This window comes from Chryseobacterium hagamense, assembly GCF_007991455.1.
In the GTDB taxonomy this organism is placed as follows: domain Bacteria; phylum Bacteroidota; class Bacteroidia; order Flavobacteriales; family Weeksellaceae; genus Chryseobacterium; species Chryseobacterium hagamense.
This window is the reverse complement of the sequence record NZ_BJYJ01000004.1, coordinates 148,778-171,376: the sequence shown is the minus strand read 5'-3', so window position 1 is coordinate 171,376 and position 22,599 is coordinate 148,778. Positions and strand designations below refer to the sequence as shown.

Genomic DNA, 22,599 nt, shown 5'->3' with positions numbered 1-22,599 from the left:
ACAATGATACAATTCTTTTACGAAAACTTACCGGAATCGGTAAATACAGACTATACGGCATGGCTGGAAGAAATCATTCTTTCAGAAGAAAAAAAGCTCGGTGAGATCAACTATATTTTCTGTGATGACGACTATCTGCTCAAAGTAAACCAGGATTATCTTCAGCATGATTACTATACTGATATCATAACCTTTGACTATGTAAAAGGCAGGACCATAAGCGGAGAGATTTTCGTATCTTTGCAGCGCATTTCCGATAACGCTTCTACCCTATTTAAAAATTATGAAGAAGAATTAAGAAGAGTACTGGCTCATGGCATTCTTCATCTCTGCGGATATAAAGATAAAACGGAGGAAGAGGAAAAGCAGATGAGAGCAAAAGAAGACTGTTATTTGGCAAAATACAATTAGGGCCCTGTTTATTTTTCAGGAGCTTAATCCCGCTCTCCGCACTCGCTGTTTTCTTTTTCGGGAAAAAGAAAACGAGCTCAGACAAATGCTGCGATCGGGGCTAAATAAGATCTCAATACAGACGTTTTAAGACTGTAAAAAACGGATGATGTTTCACGTGAAACATTTGTAAAAAAGGACAAGATATAAAGCTTTAAAATAAGCGATAAAAATGATTTCAGAAATATATGATGTAATTGTAGTAGGTGCCGGGCATGCAGGATGTGAAGCAGCCGCTGCCGCTGCAAATTTAGGTTCGAAAACCCTGCTTATTACCATGAATATGCAGACCATCGGACAGATGAGCTGCAACCCCGCGATGGGCGGTATTGCCAAAGGACAGATCGTACGGGAAATTGATGCCATGGGCGGATATTCAGGAATTGTAGCCGATAAATCGGCTATACAATTTAAAATGCTGAACCTTTCCAAAGGCCCCGCGATGTGGTCTCCGAGAACACAGAACGACCGGATGCTTTTTGCCGAAGAATGGCGTCTGGCATTGGAAAATACACCCAATCTTGATTTCTTTCAGGATATGGTAAAACAGCTTATTGTTGAAAATAATAAAGTAACGGGGGTAGTTACCTCTCTGGGAATCGAGATTAAAGGACGCTCCGTGGTTTTGACCAACGGTACGTTCCTGAATGGCCTGATCCATGTCGGAGATAAGCAATTGGGAGGAGGAAGAATGGGTGAACCCCGAGCTTTCGGAATTACTGAGCAACTGGTTTCTTTAGGTTTTGAAGCAGGAAGGATGAAAACCGGCACTCCACCGAGAGTAGACGGAAGAAGCCTGGATTATTCTAAAATGGAAGAACAGAAAGGCGACGAAAATCCGCAAAAGTTCAGTTATCTGGATACGCCCAAATTAACCAGGCAGCTTAGCTGCCATATCGTTTATACCAACGAAACGGTTCACGATATTTTACGCGAAGGTTTCGACAGGAGCCCGATGTTCAACGGAACGATTCAAAGCTTAGGGCCGAGATATTGCCCGAGTATTGAAGATAAGATCAACCGTTTTGCCGAACGGAACCGGCACCAGCTGTTTGTAGAACCTGAAGGATGGAAAACTGTGGAAATCTATGTAAACGGATTCAGCTCTTCCCTGCCGGAAGATGTGCAGATCAAAGCCATGAAACACATCCCCGGATTTGAAAATGTAAAAGTTTTCCGTCCGGGCTATGCCATTGAATATGACTACTTCCCTCCTACCCAGCTCAAGCATACCTTGGAAACCAAACTGATCGGCAATTTATATTTTGCGGGACAAATCAATGGGACTACCGGTTATGAAGAAGCGGCCGGACAGGGTCTGATCGCCGGGATCAATGCCCATAACAAAGTAAAGGAAAAAGGAGAATTTATCCTTAACCGTGACGAAGCCTACATTGGTGTTCTGATTGATGACCTTATTACCAAAGGAACGGAAGAACCGTACCGGATGTTTACTTCCAGAGCGGAATACAGACTTCTTCTGAGACAGGATAATGCGGATATCCGGTTAACGCAGAAGGCATTCGATCTAGGATTAGCGAAAGAAAACCGTCTGAAGAGAGTTCACGAGAAAATAACTAAAAGTGAAGAACTTGAAGCCTTCTTGCGGGAAACTTCTTTAAAGCCCGGAATTATCAATCCGATCCTCGAAACTATCGAAAGCAGCCCTGTAGATCAGGCATACCGTGCAGCACAAATTCTTACAAGACCGAATATGACGCTGGAAAAGCTGGATGAAATTGATTTCATCAATGAGGTTTCTTCTACCTTTGATGAAGAAGTAAGAGAACAGGCTGAAGTAAATATTAAATACAGAGGATATATTGAAAAGGAAAAAGAAAATGTAGCCAAGTTGAACCGTTTGGAAAATATTAAAATCCCTGAAGATTTCGATTATTCTAAGATATCCAGCCTTTCTGCTGAAGCAAAGCAGAAAATGACCAACGTGAGGCCAAAGACAATAGCACAGGCCGGAAGAATCAGTGGAGTTTCTCCTGCGGATATTAATGTTTTACTGGTCTATTTAGGACGTTAAATTAAAAATGTTTCACGTGAAACATTTAAAAATTAAAAATGAAAATTAAGGTATTTATGAGGCTGTTATGGACTCTGAATATCTTAATTTTTAATATAAAGAAAACCATCAAATGAAAATAAAAGATCATTTTCTTTCCCAGGAAGTTTTTGAAATAGAAGAGACGGATACCAAAGGGGTTTTTAAGACCTCCCCTATTCCATCGAACATTTCAAAGTATTACGAAAGCGAAGATTATATTTCCCACCACCAGGATTCCGGAAGCTTAAAACAAAAACTTTACAAATTTCTACAGTCATTTAATTTACAGTATAAAAAAACCATTTTGCTTGACCGCATTCCTAAAGGGTCAAAAGTCCTGGATTATGGCTGCGGCGCAGGGGAATTTGTAAAATATATTGAAAACGATTTTGAAGTATCAGGATTTGAGCCGGATGAAGATGCGAGAAAAGCCGCCCAAAACAAAATTTCAAAAGCAAAAATTTTAAATGACATCAATTTAATTGAAGATCATAGTCTTGATGCAATCACCCTCTGGCATGTTTTCGAGCACGTAGAAAATCAGGATGAGATGCTTGAAATCTTTAACCGGAAACTAAAAGAAAAAGGTTTGCTGATTATTGCAGTTCCGAACCCGACCTCCTATGATGCGATACATTATAAAGAATATTGGGCAGCTTATGATGTTCCGAGACATGTGTACCATTTTTCCAAAACCGGTATGGAAAACCTGATTTCTAAAAAACCCAATTGGAAACTGAGAAAAATAAAACCATTGGTTCTGGATTCCTACTACATCTCCATGTTAAGCGAAAAATATAAAAAATCATCATTATTTTGGCTAAAAGCAGTGATCCACGGAACGATTTCTAACGTAAAAGCCCTTTTTTCCAATGAATTTTCAAGTTTGATATATGTTATCGAAAAAAAATAGAAAATTGATTTTTGAACCATTTCTGAAGGTCAATTTTAATCAATTTGAGTTAAAAATTGTAAAAAGTCCGGAGCTCTCTCCGGATTTTTTCCTTTTAAACCCCTCTCCCACCCTCTTTGCCGGCCGGAAAACTTTTAAAAAATTCCAGGCGTTTTAAATTTCACCGCTTTTGCTCCGGCATTGTTAGTAAAGAGTTAGTAACTCATATAAAAGAAGTCAAATTTTAGGATGATCACCACCATTTGTTAATTTTACCGAAACATCATCAGCATAAAAATTCCCGTAATTATTTTATAATGAATGTATGCAGCGGAAAATTATTATTTCTTAGGATTAAAACACATCTTCTAAATAAAAGCATAGCCAATTAAACACGGCAAAATGAATCATTAAAATATTTTCTTTCCGGATTAAAAATATTTTCCGGAATAAGGTTCTGACTAATCCATCCGAAAAATAAAAAGGTCCGCTGAAAAATTCAACGGACCTTTTTTATAAAATTAAATTTCTTAGTTATTGATTGCAGCAACCCCCGGAAGTTCCAAGCCTTCCAGACTTTCCAGCATTGCTCCTCCACCGGTAGAAACATAGCTTACCTTGTCGGCATAACCGAACTGTTTTACAAAAGCCACACTGTCTCCTCCTCCCACTAAAGAGAAAGCTCCGATTTTTGTCGCTTCAGCAATACTGTCTCCCAAAGCAACCGTTCCGGCAGCGAAGTTTGACATTTCAAAAACACCGATCGGTCCGTTCCAAAGAATCGTTCTTGAATTCAGTAAAACATCATTGAACTGATCTCTTGATTTCGGGCCGGCATCCAATCCCATCCATCCCTCCGGAATATCATAAATGTCGGATTCTTTTCTTTCCGCATCGTTGCTGAAACTTTCCGCGATGATCGTATCGGAAGGAAGGTATACTTTTACCTGATGTTCTTTGGCTTTCCCCAGAATCTCAAGGGCCAGAGGAAGTTTATCTTCTTCCACCAGCGAAGTTCCGATCTTTCCACCCAGCGCTTTGATGAAAGTGAAGGCCATTCCTCCTCCGATAATGAGATTATCAACTGCCGGAAGTATGTTTTCTATAATGGTAATTTTAGTTGAAACTTTAGAGCCTCCCAATATGGCGGTAACCGGCTTCTCACCACTCTTTAATACTTTATCGATCGCCTGAAGTTCATCGGCCATCAGTAAACCGAAGAATTTAGTTGAAGGAAAGAATCTAGCAATAACAGCCGTAGAAGCATGCGCTCTGTGTGCCGTACCGAAAGCGTCATTCACATAGGCATCCGCCAGCTGGGAAAGTTTTTCAGCAAACGCTTCGTCACCCTTCTCCTCTTCACTGTGGAAACGCAGGTTTTCCAACAGGAGAATTTCACCCGGCTGAAGAGCTGCGGCGGCCTGTTCTGCCTTCTCCCCCACACATTCTTCTACAAACTTGACCTCCTTACCCAATACATTGGAAATTTCATCAACGATATGCTTAAGGGAAAACTCATCCTTAGCCTCTCCTTTCGGTCTGCCCAGGTGGGCCATCAGGATGACGGAACCACCGTCATTCAGGATTTTATTTACCGTAGGCTTTACAGCCGTAATTCTCGTATTATCCGTCACCTTGAGCTGGTCGTCCTGCGGAACATTGAAATCCACTCTTACCAGGGCTTTCTTTCCGTTGAAATTGAAATCATTGATTGTTTTCATATGTACATTTTATATTTTTTCGGGGCAAAGCAGAACCGGTTCCAGGAAAAGATTTCCGTTAAAATTTTCCGGACAGTTCGGTTTCATGCTCTTTTCGATTTTCGTTTCACAAATGTAAGATTTTAAAATTTTCAGGACGAGACAGCCGTTGAAAAGTTTTCAAAAAGTTTCCCGCAGCCTCAACATACATCAATCAACATATTTTCTTTTCTCTTAAAAAAAATAAATGGGTACTGTTGTTGAGTGTTGTGAGTTTCGGGGATAAATTCTGCGTTAATACTTTCTGATAATGAATCAGACCGTAACTCACATTTTATCTACATTACAAGGTGTTGTAAATGAAATATTTAACACAGTTATCCATAATTGTGAGTAATTTTCCACAAAATGGAATATGGATAAAGTAAATATGGAAAACCATGGGAGTTTCTCCAGAAAACTTTGTGAAAAAATATATTGGATTTTCTGATGCCAATCTTCATTACAAAATTTTTCAATGTTACGAAAGATTTACTTTCCCTCTTTTTTCAACATTTACTCACAAGCCATTTCACATTTAATTCCCAAAAATTTAAGACTTATCCACATTATACTTAAATTTGTGTGAATAAATCTAAAAAAAGGCTTAATACGAAAATTATGAAAAGAAAAATAGCAATCGCTGCAGACCATGCAGGCTATGAATATAAAGAGATTGTGAAGAACTATCTTTCAGAAAGATTTGATATTCAGGATTTTGGAACGTTTTCCACAGACAGTGTGGATTATCCGGACTTTGTTCATCCTGCAGCAACGTCTGTGGAGAACGGTGAAAACGAACTGGGAATCTTAATCTGCGGCAGCGGAAACGGGGTTCAGATTACGGCCAACAAACATCAGAAGATCCGCTGCGCGCTGTGCTGGATGCCGGAGATTGCATCGCTGGCGAGACAGCATAACGATGCGAACATGATTTCCATTCCGGCCCGCTTTATATCTAAGGAACTGGCTATGGAGATTGCCGATAAATTCCTTGCTACGGATTTCGAAGGCGGAAGACACCAGAACCGGGTTGATAAAATTGCATTCTGCTAGACCGATAAAGGCTTGTAAATCATATTACAAGCCTTATTTAGTTTTTTATTTTGTATATTTGCAGCGTCCGGCAGGTTTACCACCTGTTATTTCCAGTTAACCTGATGAAATGGTAAAAGTACATTTCCTTCAAGGTTGTATCCATTCTTCTCCATATTTGTATTACATTTATACAAACCTAAAACTTCCGTTATAATAGAATTGGAAGGATAATTGATGTCGTCATTCTATATTGATGATACAATAGATCAGATGTCTGCAGTAGGGTTTTGTTTAAAACTATTTCTCTATGCGGAGTAGAGTAAAATCTTGTAATAAAAGAAATCGGCGTTAATAAAGCTTTCAATAAATATAGAGACAGAATAAAAAATCACATCCGATAGCAGAGCTGATACAGCAAATTAAATTTCACAAAAATTAAATAACGGATTGTGAAGAGATTAATTAAATAAATTAAAATGGCAAAAAAGAAAAAATATATAAGTCAGAAAAACGACCATAAATTAAGAGAGATCGGCAGACTGATCCTGAGATTTATGAATGAAAATTCCACAAAAGTCTACAATTACAAGCAGATTGCAGACGGCATCGACCACAAAAATCCCAGACAGCGGGAACTTGTTATACAGGCGATTCATAAACTTCAGGCGGAAGAAAGAATCAAGGAGAGCGAAAAAGGAAAATACATCGTTAACCTTAATATCAAAGGAACATTAACGGGGACGATCGATTTCAACCAGTCCGGGAATGCGTATGTAACTGTACAGGGGGTGGATGGTGATATCTTTATCCACTCCAAAAATGTAAAGGATGCATTGCAGGGAGATAAAGTCCTGATTGTCACGTATACGTATAAAGGAAAGAAAATGGAAGGTTCCGTGCTGGAAGTTCTGGAAAGAACACGAACGGAATTTGTAGGAACCTTACAGATGGTTCCCCATAAAGACTTCGGATTTGTGGTTTGCGATAAAAAGACCATCAATACCGATATTTTTATCCCGAGAGGAAATTTCGGAGGGGCTCAGGACGGTGATAAAGTGATCGTAAAAATGACCGAATGGAGACCGGGAGATAAAAATCCTCAGGGGGAAATCACACAGGTTCTGGGAGCTCCGGGAGAGCATGAAACGGAGATCCATTCGATTCTTGCAGAATACGGATTGCCTTATACTTTCCCTGAAGAAGTGGAAAGGGATGCCGATAAGATCGACAGAAGTATCAATGACGAAGAAGTGGCTAAAAGATGGGATATGCGGGGCACTACCACTTTTACCATCGACCCGAAAGATGCGAAGGATTTTGATGATGCCCTGTCCGTCAGAAAACTGGAAAACGGAAACTGGGAAATCGGTGTACACATTGCAGATGTTTCCCATTACGTAGTTCCGGGAACCATGCTGGATGATGAAGCTTACCAGAGAGCAACTTCCGTGTATCTGGTAGACCGTGTGGTACCGATGCTGCCTGAAGTATTGAGTAACGATGTTTGTTCGCTTCGTCCGCATGAGGATAAATTCACCTTCTCTGCTGTTTTTGAACTGAATGAGAAAGCCGAAATAAAAAAGCAATGGTTCGGGAGAACGGTGATCCATTCCGACAGGAGGTTTACCTATGAGGAAGCCCAGGAAAGAATCGAGGGGAAAGACGGCGATTTCAAGGAAGAAATTCTTGTTCTCGACGGACTGGCAAAAATCCTGCGTCAGAAAAGGATAAAAGACGGAGCCATTACTTTCGACCGGAGCGAGGTACGTTTCAATCTGGATGAGAACAACGAACCAATTGGTGTCTACTTTAAGATCAGTAAAGATTCCAATCACCTGATCGAAGAATTCATGTTGCTGGCCAATAAGAAGGTATCTGAATTCGTTTCACTGAACAAAAGGGGCGAAATTACCCAGAATACCTTTATTTACAGGGTTCACGACGATCCGGATCCGGCAAAATTGGAATCTCTGAGGGACTTTGTTTCCACTTTCGGCTATAAAATGGATCTTGCCAATACCAAAAAGGTGGCGGAATCTTTAAATAAACTGTTGCATGACGTAAAAGGCAAAGGCGAGGAAAACATGATCGAAACACTGGCCATGAGAAGTATGAGCAAAGCGGTCTATTCTACGGAACCCATCGGCCACTATGGTCTGGGATTCGATTATTACAGCCACTTTACTTCCCCGATCAGGCGTTATCCCGATCTGATTGCCCACCGTCTCCTCCAGCACTACCTGGACGGCGGAAAATCCCCGAATAAAGCGGAACTGGAAGATAAAGCCAAGCACTGCAGCTCTATGGAAAGGCTGGCTGCCGATGCGGAAAGGGATTCCATCAAATACATGCAGGTGAAGTTCATGGAAAAACATCTGGGGGAAACATTTAAAGGCGTAATTTCCGGTGTTGCGGAGTTCGGATTCTGGGTAGAGATTCCGGAGAACGGTGCCGAAGGGCTGATTAAATTAAGGGACTTAATGGATGATTCCTATACCTACGACGCAAAAACCCATGCCGTATACGGATCCCGACACGGGAAAAGGTATCAGCTGGGAGATGATGTACAGATCAAGGTAGTGAAAGCCAACCTGATTGCCAAGCAGCTGGACTTTAAAATCGTAGACTAAACCAATCAGATAAAATAAAAAAACCGCAAGCCATTGCGGTTTTTTTATTTTGACTCTACCCTGTTGTCGGGATAAGTCAGTATCCGCAAGGATATTTTGATGAAAGTCCGACGGTTTCGTTTCCGGCGAACCAAATTCATTTTCCTGTTTGCTTTTTAAAACATAAAGTTTAAATTTGTATAAATAGACGAATTTTATTCATCGAAAAACACCACTGAATGTTTGAACTTATATTGTCTGCCATTGTATTAGGATTCATGCTGAGTCTTGTTTTTATAGGACCTATCTTTTTCCTTCTGATAGAAACCAGCTTTTCCAGAGGCCCGAAACATGCATTGGCACTGGACCTGGGGGTAATTTCTGCAGACCTGCTCTGTATTCTGGCAGCCTATTATGCAAGTGCGGACATTGTAACGCTTATTGATAAGCATCCCGGGTTTTACCGGATTACCGCCATCCTGATCCTCGTCTATGGAATTGTGATGATGGTGACGAAGACCAAGATGCATATTCCGGGTGAAGAAAAATTCATGAACCAGAATTATTTCAAGACCTTTATGAACGGTTTTTTCTTTAATCTCCTCAATGTCGGCGTCATTCTTTTCTGGCTGGTAACGGTGATATCCGTAAGGAATCAGTATCCGGATACCGGCAATTTCATTTTATACATCGGGATCGTTATCGGCACTTACCTCTTTATCGATCTGGTTAAAATATTCCTGGCCAAGCAGTTTCATGATAAACTAACGCAAAGTTTAGCCAATAGAATCAGGAGGATTGTCGGCGGGATTCTAATCGTATTCAGTTTTTTCATCTTCCTGCAGAGCTTCAAGAAATTCAATCAGTTCGATAAACGACTGGAAGAAGCTGAAAAAACCGAAATTAAATACCAAAAAAGCAAATGAAAGAGATCATCTTTCCAAAAGCCCTTAAAAAAGGTGATGCAATAGCCGTTATTTCCCCGGCAGGCTCCGTAGAACCGGCACAGCTGGAAAAGGGGATTGAAATGATACGGAAAAAGGGTTACGAACCTGTGTTGGGCGAACACCTGTATACGAAGTTTTCTAATGGCTACAGTTATGCCGGGACGGAAGAGGAAAGATTGAAAGAGATGAACCGGGCACTGAATGACCCTGGAATTTCTGCCATCTGGGCTTCCAGGGGAGGATACGGATGCCAGCATCTGATCAATGGTATTGATCTTAAAGGTTTTGCCAAAAATCCGAAATGGTACATTGGATATTCCGATAATACGGTCATCCAGAGTTATCTGCTGAAGAAAGGTTTTGCCTCAGTCCATGGGCAGACCGTTAAAACGTCCAGCTTTGGGGTAACGGAAGAAAGCTATGATCTTATTTTTGATATTTTAAACGGCAGCCTGCCGGAGTACAGCATACAACCGCACGAGAAAAACAAACCGGGCTCCATCAAAGGAGAACTGGTGGGTGGAAACTTAGCGCTTATCTATGCGTTGCTGGGAACTAAGTATTCTTTTGATTTTAAAGATAGAATCCTTTTTATCGAGGATATCGGCGAAAACTTTTATGCGTTGGACCGGATGATCATGAGCCTTGAACTGGCCGGTGCCTTTAATAAAATCTCAGGTCTGGTTATCGGCGGAATGACGAATATGGGCGATGAAAAAGAAAATAAGCAGTATGAGGAAAGCTTTGACGAATTCGCATACCGGTTAATTTCAGAACGGATTGCAAAATATGATTTTCCTGTAGTTTTCGGCTTCCCGAACGGACATATCAGAGACAACCGGCCATTGATCATAGGAGGAGAAATACATGTGGAAATAGATAAAACAGTATCCATTAGTTACAGAAAATAAAGATGGCATATTCAAAATTTATCCTTTCTTTTTTATTAATTTCTGCAGGGATTTTACATTTTGTAAAACCTAACATTTTCATTAAAATCATGCCTGCCTATATTCCTTTTCATTTACAAATGGTCTATATCAGCGGTATTGCGGAGATCCTCTGCGGCCTTCTTCTTATTTTTCCCGGGACTCAGAAGATAGGTGCCTGGCTCAGTATTTTTCTTTTTATTGCAGTATTTCCGGCTAATATTGAAATGGCAAGAAAGTTTTATGAAGTTCATCACAAATATTTCTGGCTTACAGTGGCAAGGCTTCCTTTACAGGTAGGCTTGATCTGGTGGGCTTATCAATTCAGAAAATAATGGCAGATCACAACGATTTAGGCAAAACGGCAGAAGACCTTGCGGCTACTCATCTACAGGAGAATGGCTATACCATCCTGGTGCGGAATTTCCGGTTTCAGAAAGCGGAAATCGATATTATTGCCGAAAAAGATCATTTAATTATCATTGTTGAAGTAAAAGCACGTTCCACGGATGTTTTCATGCTGCCTCAGGAAGCGGTGACCAAAACCAAAATAAAGCGGCTGGTTTCCGCGGCCGATCATTTTATGGAAGAATTCAATAAAGACCAGGAAGTACGCTTTGATATTATTTCCGTGCTTACTGACCGTGAAAAGAATCTGACCATCGAACATATAACCGATGCTTTTGAAGCATTTGATGCCAATTGAAAATGCATAATCTGGATTGGGACGGCATGTACTCCGCAGTCTTGTACATCATCAGAAATTATCCGCTTACCATCCTTTTATACTGCCTCGTCTGTTTCGTTGCGGGTCTGCTCATCAGTCTGATGTTAACCTTAATCATGAGGAAATACAATGCATTTTACCGGACTCCGAAATATTACAACTGGCTGGTCAAGCTGTATATTCCGGCTATTTTTATCATCAACGGTCTTGTTTCATTACAGCTGGGTTTGTTCTGGGGATCTTATGAAGCCCTTAAAAAAGACAGTTTTTCCATCTCTTCACAGATTTATTCTTCAGGGGTAGGCGCTGTCTTTAAAGATCAGAAGGCAAAGGCTGAATTTATCGGAGGAGTAAGAACTGTTGTTTCGGAAATAAGCAGGAATAATGAAAACACAAAAATAAAGATAACCGATCTTGTAAGAGCCTATGATACAAAATATGGGATAATCAATCAACCCAAAAACCGCATGGCTTCATGGCTTATGGACCAGTATGGTGACCGCATCAATACCATGGTTGTATACGGCATCCTCAATTCCATACCGAATGTTGAGGTTACCGGGGATCTCTCCTACCGTGAATTTGATAAAATAACAAAACAATTACTGGTCCTTGATCCTGATGATATTGAAAAGTCTATTGTTGAAAAAATCAGGAATTTCTATCTTATGATTTTAAAATCACAATTTAAAACCTTGGCCGGAAGCCTGATGATGCTTTGGTTTATTCTGATGCTGATCCCATGGCTGGAATTTTGGATTTATACCTATGTAACGAAAAGAATAACAAAAAGAAACAATCAAATAAAATAAATGAAAACGATACTAATCACCGGAGCGACTTCCGGAATCGGAAAATCAACGGCCGAGCTCCTGGCAAAACAGGGAAACCGGATCATCATCTGCGGAAGACGAACTGAAATTTTGGAATCGGTACAATCGGAACTTTCTAAATTTACCGAAGTCTTTAGTTTAAATTTTGATGTCAGGAATCTGCAGGAAGTGGAAACAGCCATCGCCTCCCTTCCTGAAAACTGGAAGTCTGTGGATGTGCTGATCAACAACGCAGGAAATGCACATGGCCTGGATCCTCTTTCAGCCGGAAAAACAGATGATTGGGATTCCATGATCGACGGCAACGTGAAAGGCCTGCTCTATGTCTCGAAAATGATTATCCCGGGAATGAAAGAAAGAAAATCAGGCCATGTCGTAAACATTAGTTCAGTAGCGGCAAGACAGACGTATGCGAACGGTATCGTTTACTGTGCCACCAAAAAAGCTGTCGATGTTATTTCCGAAGGCATGAGAATAGAACTCACGGAATTTGGGATCAAAGTAACGAATATCCAGCCCGGCGCCGTAGAAACGGATTTCTCCATGGTAAGGTTTAAAGGGGACAGCGAAAGGGCTGCCACTGTCTATGAAGGGTATGAGCCTTTAAGAGCGGAAGATATTGCAGATTCAATTGCCTATTGCGTTAATGCACCGAAGCACGTCTGTATCTCGGATATGACCATCTACCCTACTGCACAGGCAGAACCGAGAACAATTTACAGAAAATAGTTTTCAAATAATGCTTTACCTTTGCAGGAGTAAAATAAGCTTTTGCCTATCAATTGCTGAACTGTTAAATCATTTACCTGTAAACAATGAAAATCTTATATCTTGAAACTTCTTCGAAGAACTGCTCGGTAGCCATTTCGGATGATGAAAAAATGCTGTGTGTCACGGAGGAGATTTCTGAAAACTACAAACAGTCCGAAAGCCTTCATGTTTTCATAGAATGGGCGCTTGAAGGTGCCGGCATTTCAATGAAAGATATCGAGGCTGTGTCGCTGGGTAAAGGTCCCGGTTCGTATACGGGACTACGGATCGGTGCTTCTTCGGCCAAAGGTTTCTGCTATGGACTTAAAGTACCGTTGATTGCCGTCAATTCCATGGAAAGCATGATTGTGCCTTTTTTAGGCCGGAACTATGACTGTATTATCCCTATGATCGATGCAAGAAGAATGGAGGTTTATACGGCTGTATATGACGGTCGGAACGGAATGCAGCTTTCTGACACCGAAGCTAAAATTTTAGATGAGACTTCTTTTGAGGAATACAGGGATAAAAAAATACTTTTTGTAGGAGACGGGGTCACTAAGGCAAAAGATCTGCTGCAACTGCAGAATGCCGGTTTTGATGATGGGGTCTACCCTTCCGCCCGATACTTAATGAAAAAGACTCTTGAAAAAATAAAGCGAAAAGAATTTGAAGATATTGCTTACTTTGAGCCTTTTTACCTTAAGGATTTCCATGGAGTAAAGAAAAAAGATAAAAGCGAAGAATAGTCTTCGCTTTTATTTTTTATTGGGGTTTTGCAGGCGCCTGGTTCGATGGCTGCAGCTGCTGATTGGTATTGCTGTTCGGCCTTTTCCTGCTGCCGTTATTTACGGGCTGCATCGGCGTAGTGTTGTTCATCATTTGTGCAGGTTGCGGAGAGTTCCTCTTTGATCCTCTGGCATTGAACTGCAGTTGCTGATCGGGAGCATTGTTATTGTTCGTATCAGCAACGTTCTGAGGTACCGCATTTCCCTTATTATCCGTTGCCTGGAAGGTCAGTTCGCTTTTCAGGTAATTCAGCATTTCTTTGGCCTTTTCACCTTCCGGGGTTTTGCCGTAGTTCAGGGCAATCTGCTCAAGCTGGAGGATCATCACCTCCTTCCCGCTTGCTTTCCCGGAATTGAAGGCATTCAGCAGATACAGTTTAGGCACCAGGGCATCCTTCGGATATTGCTGGATGGTCTTGTCTATAATGTCTTTGCTTTCACCGAACTTTTCAGATTCATACAAAGCAAAAGCCTGCTTATACTGGCTTTCCACGTCACCGGAAGATTTCACGAAAGAATTGCTCTTCGGATTTCTCGCAAACTCCGCATAGGAAGTATACGGATAATCTTTCAGGAGAATCTGTTTGGCCCGCTCGGCTGCCTGCGGGTTTTTCTCATAATTCATGGCATATATCTCATACAGGGCCTGCAGCATTACTTTTTCTTCAGGATTCACATCTACCAGGTTATACAGGGTTTTTGTGGCTAAAGGCGTATTGGTAAAATAATTCTGGTACATTACCCCAAGTCCCAGAGAAGCGGTATCACGGTCCTTTTTCAGATGATCCAGCTGTGCCATATCGGTAGGTATCTGCTCGATGTAAAATGCAGGTTCAAAACGTCTTGGGTTGGGTGCCGCCGTTGTCCCGAGGGCGTCATTTTTCATATCATCCAGCGTAGCCATCTTTTTGGAAAAACGCCAGTTGTCGATCAGTGCGCGGTCGCCCCAGGTTTGTTTAAAGGTTTGGGTTCCTTTGGAAACCGTTCCGGTATTGCTGAAATAAAATCCCTTGGTGGCAACTCCGAAATCCTCGAAGGAATTGGAGCTGTTGGCAAAGAGTGAGGTTGCGCTGTAATCGCCCGTGTCAAAGCCTTTGCTTCTTTCGGCACGCCTTCTCTCCTGTTCTTCTTTGTCTTCTTTCGCTTTAACTTTAGCAATGTATCTGGAAAAAAATTCCGTTTTCTGCTCCGGTGTCATCTTCGCCAGGTTCAGAATACTGTCGTTTTTTTTGATCAGATAATAATTTTTCGAAATCTTTTTGATGTACACCGACTGGTCTGCGAGGAGGACTTTTGATGGTTCATACGTCATTACTGCCAAAGCGGAATCATAATAGGCTCCGGCTCCGATGTAATCGTTTTTATCAAGATAGCCTTTTCCTATTTCATAATACGTAAGGCCCCGGACCTGGCTGTCGGAAACTTTTTCCTTCAACGACTTCCTGAAATATTCCTGGGCTTCCTCTTTTTTGCCGGCTTTGTTCGCCATTAAGCCCAAAGCATAGTAAAATTCATTCTTTCTGGAGCCGTAGGTTCCTTTTTTACTGATGTCTTCAAGGTATTTTCTGGCCCCGCTGTAGTCTCCGTTTCCATTGAATGTCTTGGCAATTTCGATCTGGGATTTTACCTCAAACTCGAAATTATTGGCATATTTATACGCTGACATAAAACTTTCCCGGGCTTTCTCGTTTTGGTTAAGGCTTTCCAGCACCTGCCCTCTGAGGTAGGCAATTCTGCTTTTCAGTTTCCGGTTGTCATTCAGCTCAAACGCGTTATCCAGTTCACGGACGGCATCTTCTTTCTTACCCGCATCCAGCAAAGATTCGGAATAGTAGATGCTCAGCAGTTTTTCATACTGTTTGGCTATTTTTTCGCTTTTGAGTTTGGCAAAAGTTTCGTGAGCTTTGTGATAGTTCTTGATCTGATCATATGCTAAACCCTGATAGATTCTTGCCAGGGGCAGTCTTTTATCATCTTTCATGTGGGTAAACACATAGTTCAGGGCATCCAGGGCTTCCAGCGATTTCCCGCGGTAGATCCTCGCCTGAGCCAGAATCATATAGGCTTCAAAAATCTGCTTATTCTTTTCTTCGCCATTTTTAATCACCGAATATTTGTTGATGGCTTTCAGTGCCTTGGCTTCTGCAATTTCAAGGATAGAGGCTCCTTTCTGTTCAGGCTGTCCCGGATCTCCCTGTGGCATTCCCGGACCTCCGGACATCGGATTTCCCGGCATTCCCGATGGCATTCCGGTAGGTCCGCCTTTTGTACTGTTCTGACCGGGCCGGTTCAGCTCCCCCATCTTCATGGAATTTTCCGCAAAGGCGGCAGACTGTCCCAGGTCGCTTCCCAACGGTTGGTCTTCATACGTGAGAATGGGAATATAAGGCGCATAAAAATTGTCTTTATGGCCTTTGTCCCGGGTTTCAAACTCCGTATTTAAAGCATCTTTTGCATTAAACAGCGTGTTGTAATATGTGGTAAACCCTTTCATGAACTTAGACCGCTGTTCCGGCTTTTTTACCTTGGTGCCACAGGAAACAACGATACACAATACCAAAAGGAATAAAATATTCTTTTTCATTATTCAATATAACTCTCTAATCTGCTTTTTATTATCGGCAGTTTGATGATTTTGTAAAAATAACAAAATTTTATGGGGAAACCCGTTATATTTCTTTCAAAATTTTGTAAACCAAATGGGTAGGAAGCCCCATAATCGTATAAAAGCTGCCGTTTATTCTTTTGATCTTGGTCATCCCGAGCCATTCCTGGATCCCGTAGCTCCCTGCTTTGTCAAACGGACGGTAATGCTGAATGTAGTACGCTATTTCATCATCCGAGATCTCATCAAATTCAACTTCGGCAACATCCGTATCCGTAACCGATTTTTCAGAGGTCTTAACGGTGATTCCCGTATACACCTGATGGCTTCTTCGCGAAAGCATCTTCAGCATCTGTTTTGCTTCTTCTGCATCTTTGGGTTTGCCAAGAAAATGATGATCTACGGCTACCACAGTATCCGCAGTAAGCAATACCTCCCCTTTTTCCAGTTCGCGGAACGCAGATGCTTTCAGTTCGGAAAGGTAGGCGGCCGACTCCCCTACCCGGATTTGTTCCGGCACAATTTCTTCGCAATCGATTTTTACCACTTCAAAGTCAAAACCCAAACCGGCTAATAGTTCCTTTCGTCTTGGTGATTGCGAGGCTAATAATAATTTCATTTCTAAAGTATTAAATGGATTGCGTATTGTCATCATGCCATTTCCCCTGTACTTTCATTACCTGTTCGATCACATCGCGTACGGCACCGCTTCCGCCTTTAACGGGAGAAATATAATCGGAAACCGCCTTGATTTCCGGGACTGCATTTTTAGGACAGGCTGCGATGGCCGAAGCGCGCATCATGTGAAGATCGGGAATATCGTCCCCCATCGTTAAAATCTCTTTGTCGGCAAGATTGTATCTTGATTTGAAATCTTCAAAATCAGTCATCTTGTCATGGGATTTCGGGTAATAATCCTCAATGCCCAGATAATTGATCCGGTGCTTTACCATTTCATCGTTACCGCCGGTAATGACACCGATCAGGTAATTGTTTTTTAATGCTTTTACTACCGCATACCCGTCCAGAACGTTCATTACCCTGCTCATATTCCCACCGGGCATCAGGTAAACGCTGCCGTCCGTAAACACACCGTCTACATCGAATACGAAGGCTTTGATATCTTTTAATTTTTCTTTATAGCTCATACATTTTCTGAATTGAATGGTTCATGGTTTTATATATTTCCAGGCTTTCATCTTTTAACAATTGCTCATGAAGTTCAAGGATTCTTCTATCGTTCCGTACTGCAGGACCAGTTTGCGCCGCCTGAGGTTCGATTTCATGGATTTTCTGAACCGTTTCGTCAATCAGGGGCAGGAAATAATCAAACGGAATTTCCTGCGAATCCGAAATCTCTTTGGCTCTGGAAAACAGATGGTTTACAAAATTACAGGCAAAAACAGCGGTCAGGTGGATGTATTTTCTCTTTTCATAAGTACTCTCCATGACGTTTTCCGAAATTCCAGAGGCAAGTTCGAATAAAAGAGTCCGGTCTTTTTCATTCTCTGCCTCGATGAAAAATGGGATTTTTGAATAATCAGGCACTTTTGATTTTGAAAAAGTCTGCAAGGGATAAAAACTGGCCTTCCTGTAATCGCCCTTCAGGATATCTTTCGGCAATGAACCGGAAGTGTGGGCAACCAGAACATCTTTTTTAGTTATCAGCTGCGATACCTCTTCCACGGCATTATCACTGACACAGATCAGGTAAATATCCGAATTGACTAAATTTTTAGTTGAATAAGGTATTTTTAGTTCATTGGATATCGTTTGAAGTTCGCTCTCATTTCTCCCGAAAATCTGTACCGGCGGAAGCTTAATTTCCACCAATGCCCTGGCAAGATGGTAAGCAACATTTCCGGATCCTATAATTACAGTTTGCATACAGCAAAGATAATATTTTATTCCTGCCGAAATAAACAGGCTGTAAAAGGATGGGATTTAACATAACATTGATTATAAAAGGAAAAACGCATACCATACAGGTACGATTTATTGGAATTTCACACCGCCGTTGTGGCAAATAATTACTATATTGGACTAAAAATTGAATAGATAGTTTAACTTTCAGCTATTTTTGTAATCCAAACAATGAAAGCATCTTATGAAGATTAAAGACGCGGAAATTATTTCGTTGATGCAAGACCCACGTACTCAGGAAAAAGGAGTGCGTGCTTTGATGGATGCTTATCAGAGCAGACTGTATTGGCACATAAGAAGAATTATTGTGGACGGAGATCTTGCTCAGGATACTTTGCAGGAAACATTTATTAAAGCCTATCAGAATTTTCATCAGTTTAAAAATGACAGCCAGCTGTACACCTGGCTATACAGGATTGCAACCAATGAAGCTTTGCAGCAGCTGAATAAGCTTAAGAGAATGCAGAAGACCGATGAAGATCCGGAATATCATATGCAGAACCTGGTAGCAGATAATGCGAGCGGTGATGCCGAAGAAATACAGATCCTGCTTCAAAAAGCCATACAAAGCCTGCCCGAAAAGCAGAAACTGGTATTTATGATGCGGTATTATGATGATTTGCCTTATGAAGAAATATCCAAAATTGTAGATATGTCCGTAGGCACGCTGAAAACCAATTATCATTATGCCAAACAGAAGATAGAAGATTATATAAAGGAAAATTACGAAGATAATTTTTGAGAAACTGAAATGAAAAAGTTCGATATAGAAAAATTAGAACGCAGAAATATTTACAAGGCACCGGATGATCTCTTTGAAAATCTCCAGGCCAGAGTATTAGGCGGAGTGAATGATTTTGACCTTGAAAAACTGGAGCGGAAAAATATCTTTACAGTTTCTGAAAATATATTTGAAGAAGTTCAGGACCATGTTATCAGTAAAGTTCTGCCCCGGAAAAAAACACCTGTTTTCAGAATCAACTGGGCATATGCTGCTGCAGCATCCCTGGCTCTGATTTTTGGAGCGACTTTTGTTTTCAGTAATGGCGGCAGTTCGGATGAAACAGGTCCAGCCGTGGCCTATGCGGTGAAAAACCAGCAGCAGAAAACCGAAAGCGAAGTGGCCTATGAAACTTTGAAATCGGATTTAACTTCTGTTGAAAATGATCATCAAAACAATGAAAAGCCAAAAAATAATAAATCTGTAGCACAGAATAAGCCACAGGCAAAAACAGATCAAGAAGCGGCTACAAAAACCGCAAAAACCGTTTCAAAACAGGATGATGCTCAGATGAACGATTATCTGGATTCCTTCTCAAATTCTGAAATCTCAGAATTGGCAAGCAATTCGACACAGGATGTTTATCTGGATTTATATAATTAAAAGAAGATGAAAAAGATATTGTTTACCCTTTTTATGATTTATGGTTTTGGCCTGAATGCCCAACAGACGGATTATGACTGGAAGAAAATGGACCCTAAGCAAAGAAAGGAAGTAATAAACAATCTTTCACCGACGGAAAGAAAAAAGCTTCTCACCCAGTTCAGAAATAATATGGTGATGGAGAACCTGGATATTGATCCGAGCGATAAAGAAGAGTTCACGGATGTTTATAATGAATATCTGGAAAGCCAGAAGGAAATCAAAAGCCAGTTCAACTCCAATTTCAATCCGGAAACCTTATCGGATGAAGAAGCCAAAGCCAAACTGCAGCAAAGCTTTGAAGTGGGGCAGAGGCTATTGGATAACAGAAAAAAATATGCTGATAAGATGCAGCAGATCATACCTTGCCAGAAAGTCTTGAAGCTGTTTCAATCCGAGGGGATGATGCGGGATAAGATGAATGAAAGAAAACCCCGGGAAAACGTTAACAGCATCGCTCCGAGACAGAGGCAAAACCCATAATAGTTTATTTTTTTAATGTTGGACGACCCTTGCAATTTATTGTGAGGGTCGTTTAATTAAAAATGAATGCTTAATTTTGCTGAAATTTTTAACTATGAAAAGGCTTATTGTATTTTTATTTCTTTCAGTCTCAGGATGGGCATCGGCTCAGAAAACGGAACTGATCAAACTGAACCAGAATATCAAAGACAAATCTTCCCGTACGAAATCCCTTACGGTAATCGATAACAGGCCGGATAAAAGTATCGGAACCGTAACTTATAAAGGTGAGACGGTAGACCTGAAATTTCCCGGCAGCAATTTAAAAAGCGATATTGAAACATGGTTTGCGGAAGACAATAAAGCCAGGGGAAATAATGATATCGTTTTACTGCTTGAAGAAATTAAAGTCAGTGAATTTAAAGAAACCCAGCTGGCAAAGGCGAAAGTAAAGATCAGCAGCTTCATCAACCGGAACGGAAGGTATTATTTTATCAACCGCTACAACAATACCCTCGATTTTAATCCGAAATTAACGCCGAATGTTCCCCGTACCATTTCGATGGCATTATCTACTATCTTATCTACCCTGATCAATGATTCCTACTCACATATTGCTTTCAGCACTCCGATTGCGGAAGCCGATCTGAATAATTACGAAGCCATCGTAGGGAAAAACATTAAATACCTGAATGTTCCGGAACTTGCTTCCGGTGTCTATACCGATTTCCGGTCATTTTACCTGCAGACGCCCAAAGAAGGATATTATGTAGACAAAAATAAAAAAGGAAAAGTAACGGGAATCAAGAACCGGGAAAATCTCCTGATTTCATCAGAAGAAATATTCGGATATGTGGAGGACGGCAAAGCATACCGGCTGACACCGGTAGGATTTCTCGAAATGCCTAAAGATGATAAAGGCTATTATGTTGTTTCCTCAAGACAGGAACTTTTTCCGCCGCAAAATAACAATGCCATGATGATCGGTGCCATGACCGGCGGGATGCTCGGAGCACTGATCGGTGCAGCAATCGATTCATCCGGTTCAGGCAGAAGAAATCCGAATACGGAACTTTCCAATGTTTATATCGATCCGCTTACCGGGGAATACAGCTTCTGATATTGAGGATATATTTAATTAAATTCTAAAAGCATTATTTTTGGATACCTTTATTTCCGCTTTCCTGATTTCTTAAAATTTATGTAAGTTTGAAAATTACCCGTCATAAAATTACCCAATGAAAAAAATAGTAGCATTTCTGCTTTTATCCGCGTTTTTATCTGCCCAGAAAACGGAGCTGATTAATTTATCCAGACCGCCGAAGGACAATAAAAATTTCATTAAAACTTTCACCGTAATTGATCAGCGTTCTGATAAAAATATCGGGACCCTTATAGATCACAACAAAGAGGCAACCATAGCATTCGAACATGATGCTGTAAAAGATCTCCAGGATTGGGTAGGCCAATCCACAGAGATGAAAGGGAAAAATGATCTGGTTCTTTTGTTTGAAGATCTTAAAATTTCAGATGAGCAGAAAGAGAAATCAACTGTCGGGAAACTTCAGTTCAGAGCAAGCACCTTCATAAAAAAAGCAGACGGGTACCATTTCCTGTATAGAAAAGATACGGTAACTACGGTTTCATCCCGGGTTAATCCGTTTGTTGCCCAGAACCTGGCAAGAAAATTTACCATGATCCTTACTGATTTCTTAAAAGATTCTTATAGCCGGGAACCATGGGAACAGGGCGTTTCGGAACAGGATCTTCCACGATATGACGATGTACTTAAGGATAAACTCGATATCCTGAAAGCAGATCAGCTGAAAGATGGGGTTTATAAAGACTACCATAGTTTTTTCAACCATCGCCCGGAACCGGGATTCGTTTTGGAAACCAACAATAAAGGGATCGTGACCAAAGCGGTAAACGGCGAAGATAAAACGGCAATCCGGCGCTTCTATGCCTTTGTACAGAATGGGGTGGCCTTTAAGATTATTCCCGTAGGCTATACTGAAATTCTGAAAAGTGATCGGGGTCTTTTTATTGAAGTCAAAAAAGCAGAACTCTTCCCTGAATCATCCAATGGTGTCATGATCGGTGCCATGGCCGGAGGTCTTATCGGCGGAGTCATTGGGGCTGCGATCGATGCAGGAGCCCAAAGCAGAAGAGACAGAATTCCGGAAAAGGAAGTCTATCTTGATCCGCTTACAGGACAATATATTTTGCCTGAAGGGTTTAAATAAATAAGAGAAATGAGAGAGGCGGAAGGTCTCTCTTTTTTATTTTAACATGGATTTCCAGTAGAATTCGGATTAACAGGCTGAAAGCCGGAAATTTCTCCTGTCAAAATTGGTTCGGAAATCTTGATCATCAAACTAAACATTTTGCTATTAGCATATTGAAAGACATGAAATGGAATGTAACA

The 22,599-nt window shown here is 41.0% G+C and carries 22 protein-coding genes; 17 read left to right on the top strand and 5 right to left on the bottom strand.

All coding sequences use genetic code 11. The features are described from left to right. The first annotated feature begins 3 nt into the window (after positions 1-3). From ybeY to CHA01nite_RS06750, 3 genes are all read left to right on the top strand, one after another. Positions 4-411: an rRNA maturation RNase YbeY gene (gene ybeY / locus CHA01nite_RS06760; RefSeq protein WP_146940547.1), complete on the top strand. Its 408-nt coding sequence runs from the start codon at positions 4-6 to the stop codon at positions 409-411. Positions 412-622: 211 nt separating this feature from the next. After that, positions 623-2,485, top strand: coding sequence for a tRNA uridine-5-carboxymethylaminomethyl(34) synthesis enzyme MnmG (gene mnmG / locus CHA01nite_RS06755; RefSeq protein WP_146940546.1), 1,863 nt, complete (start codon positions 623-625; stop codon positions 2,483-2,485). Between the two features lie 112 nt (positions 2,486-2,597). Further along, positions 2,598-3,419, top strand: coding sequence for a class I SAM-dependent methyltransferase (locus CHA01nite_RS06750; RefSeq protein WP_146940545.1), 822 nt, complete (start codon positions 2,598-2,600; stop codon positions 3,417-3,419). A gap of 509 nt (positions 3,420-3,928) precedes the next feature. Here the strand turns inward: CHA01nite_RS06750 and CHA01nite_RS06745 are convergent. After that, entirely contained in the window at positions 3,929-5,119 is a 1,191-nt protein-coding gene (locus CHA01nite_RS06745) for a phosphoglycerate kinase (protein ID WP_146940544.1), read from the bottom strand. A 639-nt stretch (positions 5,120-5,758) separates the two neighbouring features. Between CHA01nite_RS06745 and rpiB the strand changes: the two genes are divergently transcribed. The 9 genes from rpiB (at position 5,759) to tsaB (ending at position 13,719) form a co-directional block, all read left to right on the top strand. Beyond that, the gene (gene rpiB, locus CHA01nite_RS06740; protein ID WP_146940543.1) at positions 5,759-6,193 is read left to right on the top strand and encodes a ribose 5-phosphate isomerase B; all 435 of its coding nucleotides are present in this window, start codon (positions 5,759-5,761) and stop codon (positions 6,191-6,193) included. A gap of 458 nt (positions 6,194-6,651) precedes the next feature. Continuing rightward, the gene (rnr, locus tag CHA01nite_RS06735) at positions 6,652-8,805 is read left to right on the top strand and encodes a ribonuclease R (protein ID WP_146940542.1); all 2,154 of its coding nucleotides are present in this window, start codon (positions 6,652-6,654) and stop codon (positions 8,803-8,805) included. A gap of 218 nt (positions 8,806-9,023) precedes the next feature. Beyond that, positions 9,024-9,710, top strand: coding sequence for a LysE family translocator (locus tag CHA01nite_RS06730; RefSeq protein WP_146940541.1), 687 nt, complete (start codon positions 9,024-9,026; stop codon positions 9,708-9,710). Further along, positions 9,707-10,642 (top strand): S66 peptidase family protein, encoded by a 936-nt coding sequence (locus CHA01nite_RS06725; protein ID WP_146940540.1) that lies wholly within the window; start codon positions 9,707-9,709, stop codon positions 10,640-10,642. Before CHA01nite_RS06730 ends, CHA01nite_RS06725 begins: the two co-directional genes overlap by 4 nt. A 2-nt stretch (positions 10,643-10,644) precedes the next feature. Beyond that, the gene (locus CHA01nite_RS06720) at positions 10,645-10,995 is read left to right on the top strand and encodes a DoxX family protein (RefSeq protein ID WP_146940539.1); all 351 of its coding nucleotides are present in this window, start codon (positions 10,645-10,647) and stop codon (positions 10,993-10,995) included. Continuing rightward, entirely contained in the window at positions 10,995-11,366 is a 372-nt protein-coding gene (locus tag CHA01nite_RS06715; RefSeq protein ID WP_146940538.1) for a YraN family protein, read from the top strand. The genes CHA01nite_RS06720 and CHA01nite_RS06715 overlap by 1 nt, the downstream gene beginning before the upstream one ends. Before the next feature lie 2 nt (positions 11,367-11,368). After that, positions 11,369-12,199, top strand: a complete 831-nt coding sequence (locus tag CHA01nite_RS06710; RefSeq protein ID WP_146940537.1) for a hypothetical protein — start codon at positions 11,369-11,371, stop codon at positions 12,197-12,199. After that, complete coding sequence (locus CHA01nite_RS06705; RefSeq protein WP_146940536.1) at positions 12,200-12,949, top strand: SDR family NAD(P)-dependent oxidoreductase; 750 nt, start codon at positions 12,200-12,202, stop codon at positions 12,947-12,949. An 86-nt stretch (positions 12,950-13,035) separates the two neighbouring features. After that, the gene (gene tsaB / locus CHA01nite_RS06700) at positions 13,036-13,719 is read left to right on the top strand and encodes a tRNA (adenosine(37)-N6)-threonylcarbamoyltransferase complex dimerization subunit type 1 TsaB (protein WP_146940535.1); all 684 of its coding nucleotides are present in this window, start codon (positions 13,036-13,038) and stop codon (positions 13,717-13,719) included. Positions 13,720-13,735: 16 nt separating this feature from the next. Here the strand turns inward: tsaB and porW are convergent, their stop codons facing one another. From porW to CHA01nite_RS06680, 4 genes are all read right to left on the bottom strand, one after another. After that, positions 13,736-16,342 carry a type IX secretion system periplasmic lipoprotein PorW/SprE gene (porW, locus tag CHA01nite_RS06695; protein WP_228458355.1) on the bottom strand — a complete coding sequence of 869 codons (2,607 nt, stop codon included), beginning with the start codon at positions 16,340-16,342 and terminating at the stop codon, positions 13,736-13,738. Positions 16,343-16,427: 85 nt separating this feature from the next. Further along, positions 16,428-16,982 (bottom strand): Maf family nucleotide pyrophosphatase, encoded by a 555-nt coding sequence (locus tag CHA01nite_RS06690; RefSeq protein WP_146940534.1) that lies wholly within the window; start codon positions 16,980-16,982, stop codon positions 16,428-16,430. Between the two features lie 10 nt (positions 16,983-16,992). Further along, the gene (locus CHA01nite_RS06685; RefSeq protein ID WP_146940533.1) at positions 16,993-17,511 is read right to left on the bottom strand and encodes a KdsC family phosphatase; all 519 of its coding nucleotides are present in this window, start codon (positions 17,509-17,511) and stop codon (positions 16,993-16,995) included. Beyond that, the gene (locus tag CHA01nite_RS06680) at positions 17,501-18,250 is read right to left on the bottom strand and encodes a Rossmann-like and DUF2520 domain-containing protein (RefSeq protein ID WP_146940532.1); all 750 of its coding nucleotides are present in this window, start codon (positions 18,248-18,250) and stop codon (positions 17,501-17,503) included. Before CHA01nite_RS06680 ends, CHA01nite_RS06685 begins: the two co-directional genes overlap by 11 nt. Before the next feature lie 220 nt (positions 18,251-18,470). Here CHA01nite_RS06680 and CHA01nite_RS06675 point away from each other — a divergent pair, with 220 nt between their 5' ends. The 5 genes from CHA01nite_RS06675 (at position 18,471) to CHA01nite_RS06655 (ending at position 22,417) form a co-directional block, all read left to right on the top strand. Next, positions 18,471-19,028 (top strand): RNA polymerase sigma factor, encoded by a 558-nt coding sequence (locus tag CHA01nite_RS06675; protein WP_146940531.1) that lies wholly within the window; start codon positions 18,471-18,473, stop codon positions 19,026-19,028. 9 nt (positions 19,029-19,037) lie between these two features. Continuing rightward, positions 19,038-19,670, top strand: a complete 633-nt coding sequence (locus tag CHA01nite_RS06670; protein ID WP_228458354.1) for a hypothetical protein — start codon at positions 19,038-19,040, stop codon at positions 19,668-19,670. Between the two features lie 6 nt (positions 19,671-19,676). Beyond that, positions 19,677-20,192 (top strand): hypothetical protein, encoded by a 516-nt coding sequence (locus CHA01nite_RS06665; protein ID WP_146940530.1) that lies wholly within the window; start codon positions 19,677-19,679, stop codon positions 20,190-20,192. Positions 20,193-20,286: 94 nt separating this feature from the next. Further along, positions 20,287-21,291 carry a YajG family lipoprotein gene (locus tag CHA01nite_RS06660; RefSeq protein WP_146940529.1) on the top strand — a complete coding sequence of 335 codons (1,005 nt, stop codon included), beginning with the start codon at positions 20,287-20,289 and terminating at the stop codon, positions 21,289-21,291. Positions 21,292-21,409: 118 nt separating this feature from the next. Beyond that, on the top strand, positions 21,410-22,417 hold the full coding sequence (locus tag CHA01nite_RS06655) for a hypothetical protein (protein WP_146940528.1): 1,008 nt from the start codon (positions 21,410-21,412) through the stop codon (positions 22,415-22,417). Positions 22,418-22,599: the final 182 nt, after the last annotated feature.

What these genes read in the sequence shown, in the direction of transcription:
- ybeY (WP_146940547.1), top strand. Translation starts at nt 4, where the DNA reads ATGATACAATTCTTTTACGAAAACTTACCGGAATCGGTAAATACAGAC.
- mnmG (WP_146940546.1), top strand. Translation starts at nt 623, where the DNA reads ATGATTTCAGAAATATATGATGTAATTGTAGTAGGTGCCGGGCATGCA.
- CHA01nite_RS06750 (WP_146940545.1), top strand. Translation starts at nt 2,598, where the DNA reads ATGAAAATAAAAGATCATTTTCTTTCCCAGGAAGTTTTTGAAATAGAA.
- CHA01nite_RS06745 (WP_146940544.1), bottom strand. Translation starts at nt 5,119, where the DNA reads ATGAAAACAATCAATGATTTCAATTTCAACGGAAAGAAAGCCCTGGTA.
- rpiB (WP_146940543.1), top strand. Translation starts at nt 5,759, where the DNA reads ATGAAAAGAAAAATAGCAATCGCTGCAGACCATGCAGGCTATGAATAT.
- rnr (WP_146940542.1), top strand. Translation starts at nt 6,652, where the DNA reads ATGGCAAAAAAGAAAAAATATATAAGTCAGAAAAACGACCATAAATTA.
- CHA01nite_RS06730 (WP_146940541.1), top strand. Translation starts at nt 9,024, where the DNA reads ATGTTTGAACTTATATTGTCTGCCATTGTATTAGGATTCATGCTGAGT.
- CHA01nite_RS06725 (WP_146940540.1), top strand. Translation starts at nt 9,707, where the DNA reads ATGAAAGAGATCATCTTTCCAAAAGCCCTTAAAAAAGGTGATGCAATA.
- CHA01nite_RS06720 (WP_146940539.1), top strand. Translation starts at nt 10,645, where the DNA reads ATGGCATATTCAAAATTTATCCTTTCTTTTTTATTAATTTCTGCAGGG.
- CHA01nite_RS06715 (WP_146940538.1), top strand. Translation starts at nt 10,995, where the DNA reads ATGGCAGATCACAACGATTTAGGCAAAACGGCAGAAGACCTTGCGGCT.
- CHA01nite_RS06710 (WP_146940537.1), top strand. Translation starts at nt 11,369, where the DNA reads ATGCATAATCTGGATTGGGACGGCATGTACTCCGCAGTCTTGTACATC.
- CHA01nite_RS06705 (WP_146940536.1), top strand. Translation starts at nt 12,200, where the DNA reads ATGAAAACGATACTAATCACCGGAGCGACTTCCGGAATCGGAAAATCA.
- tsaB (WP_146940535.1), top strand. Translation starts at nt 13,036, where the DNA reads ATGAAAATCTTATATCTTGAAACTTCTTCGAAGAACTGCTCGGTAGCC.
- porW (WP_228458355.1), bottom strand. Translation starts at nt 16,342, where the DNA reads ATGAAAAAGAATATTTTATTCCTTTTGGTATTGTGTATCGTTGTTTCC.
- CHA01nite_RS06690 (WP_146940534.1), bottom strand. Translation starts at nt 16,982, where the DNA reads ATGAAATTATTATTAGCCTCGCAATCACCAAGACGAAAGGAACTATTA.
- CHA01nite_RS06685 (WP_146940533.1), bottom strand. Translation starts at nt 17,511, where the DNA reads ATGAGCTATAAAGAAAAATTAAAAGATATCAAAGCCTTCGTATTCGAT.
- CHA01nite_RS06680 (WP_146940532.1), bottom strand. Translation starts at nt 18,250, where the DNA reads ATGCAAACTGTAATTATAGGATCCGGAAATGTTGCTTACCATCTTGCC.
- CHA01nite_RS06675 (WP_146940531.1), top strand. Translation starts at nt 18,471, where the DNA reads ATGAAGATTAAAGACGCGGAAATTATTTCGTTGATGCAAGACCCACGT.
- CHA01nite_RS06670 (WP_228458354.1), top strand. Translation starts at nt 19,038, where the DNA reads ATGAAAAAGTTCGATATAGAAAAATTAGAACGCAGAAATATTTACAAG.
- CHA01nite_RS06665 (WP_146940530.1), top strand. Translation starts at nt 19,677, where the DNA reads ATGAAAAAGATATTGTTTACCCTTTTTATGATTTATGGTTTTGGCCTG.
- CHA01nite_RS06660 (WP_146940529.1), top strand. Translation starts at nt 20,287, where the DNA reads ATGAAAAGGCTTATTGTATTTTTATTTCTTTCAGTCTCAGGATGGGCA.
- CHA01nite_RS06655 (WP_146940528.1), top strand. Translation starts at nt 21,410, where the DNA reads ATGAAAAAAATAGTAGCATTTCTGCTTTTATCCGCGTTTTTATCTGCC.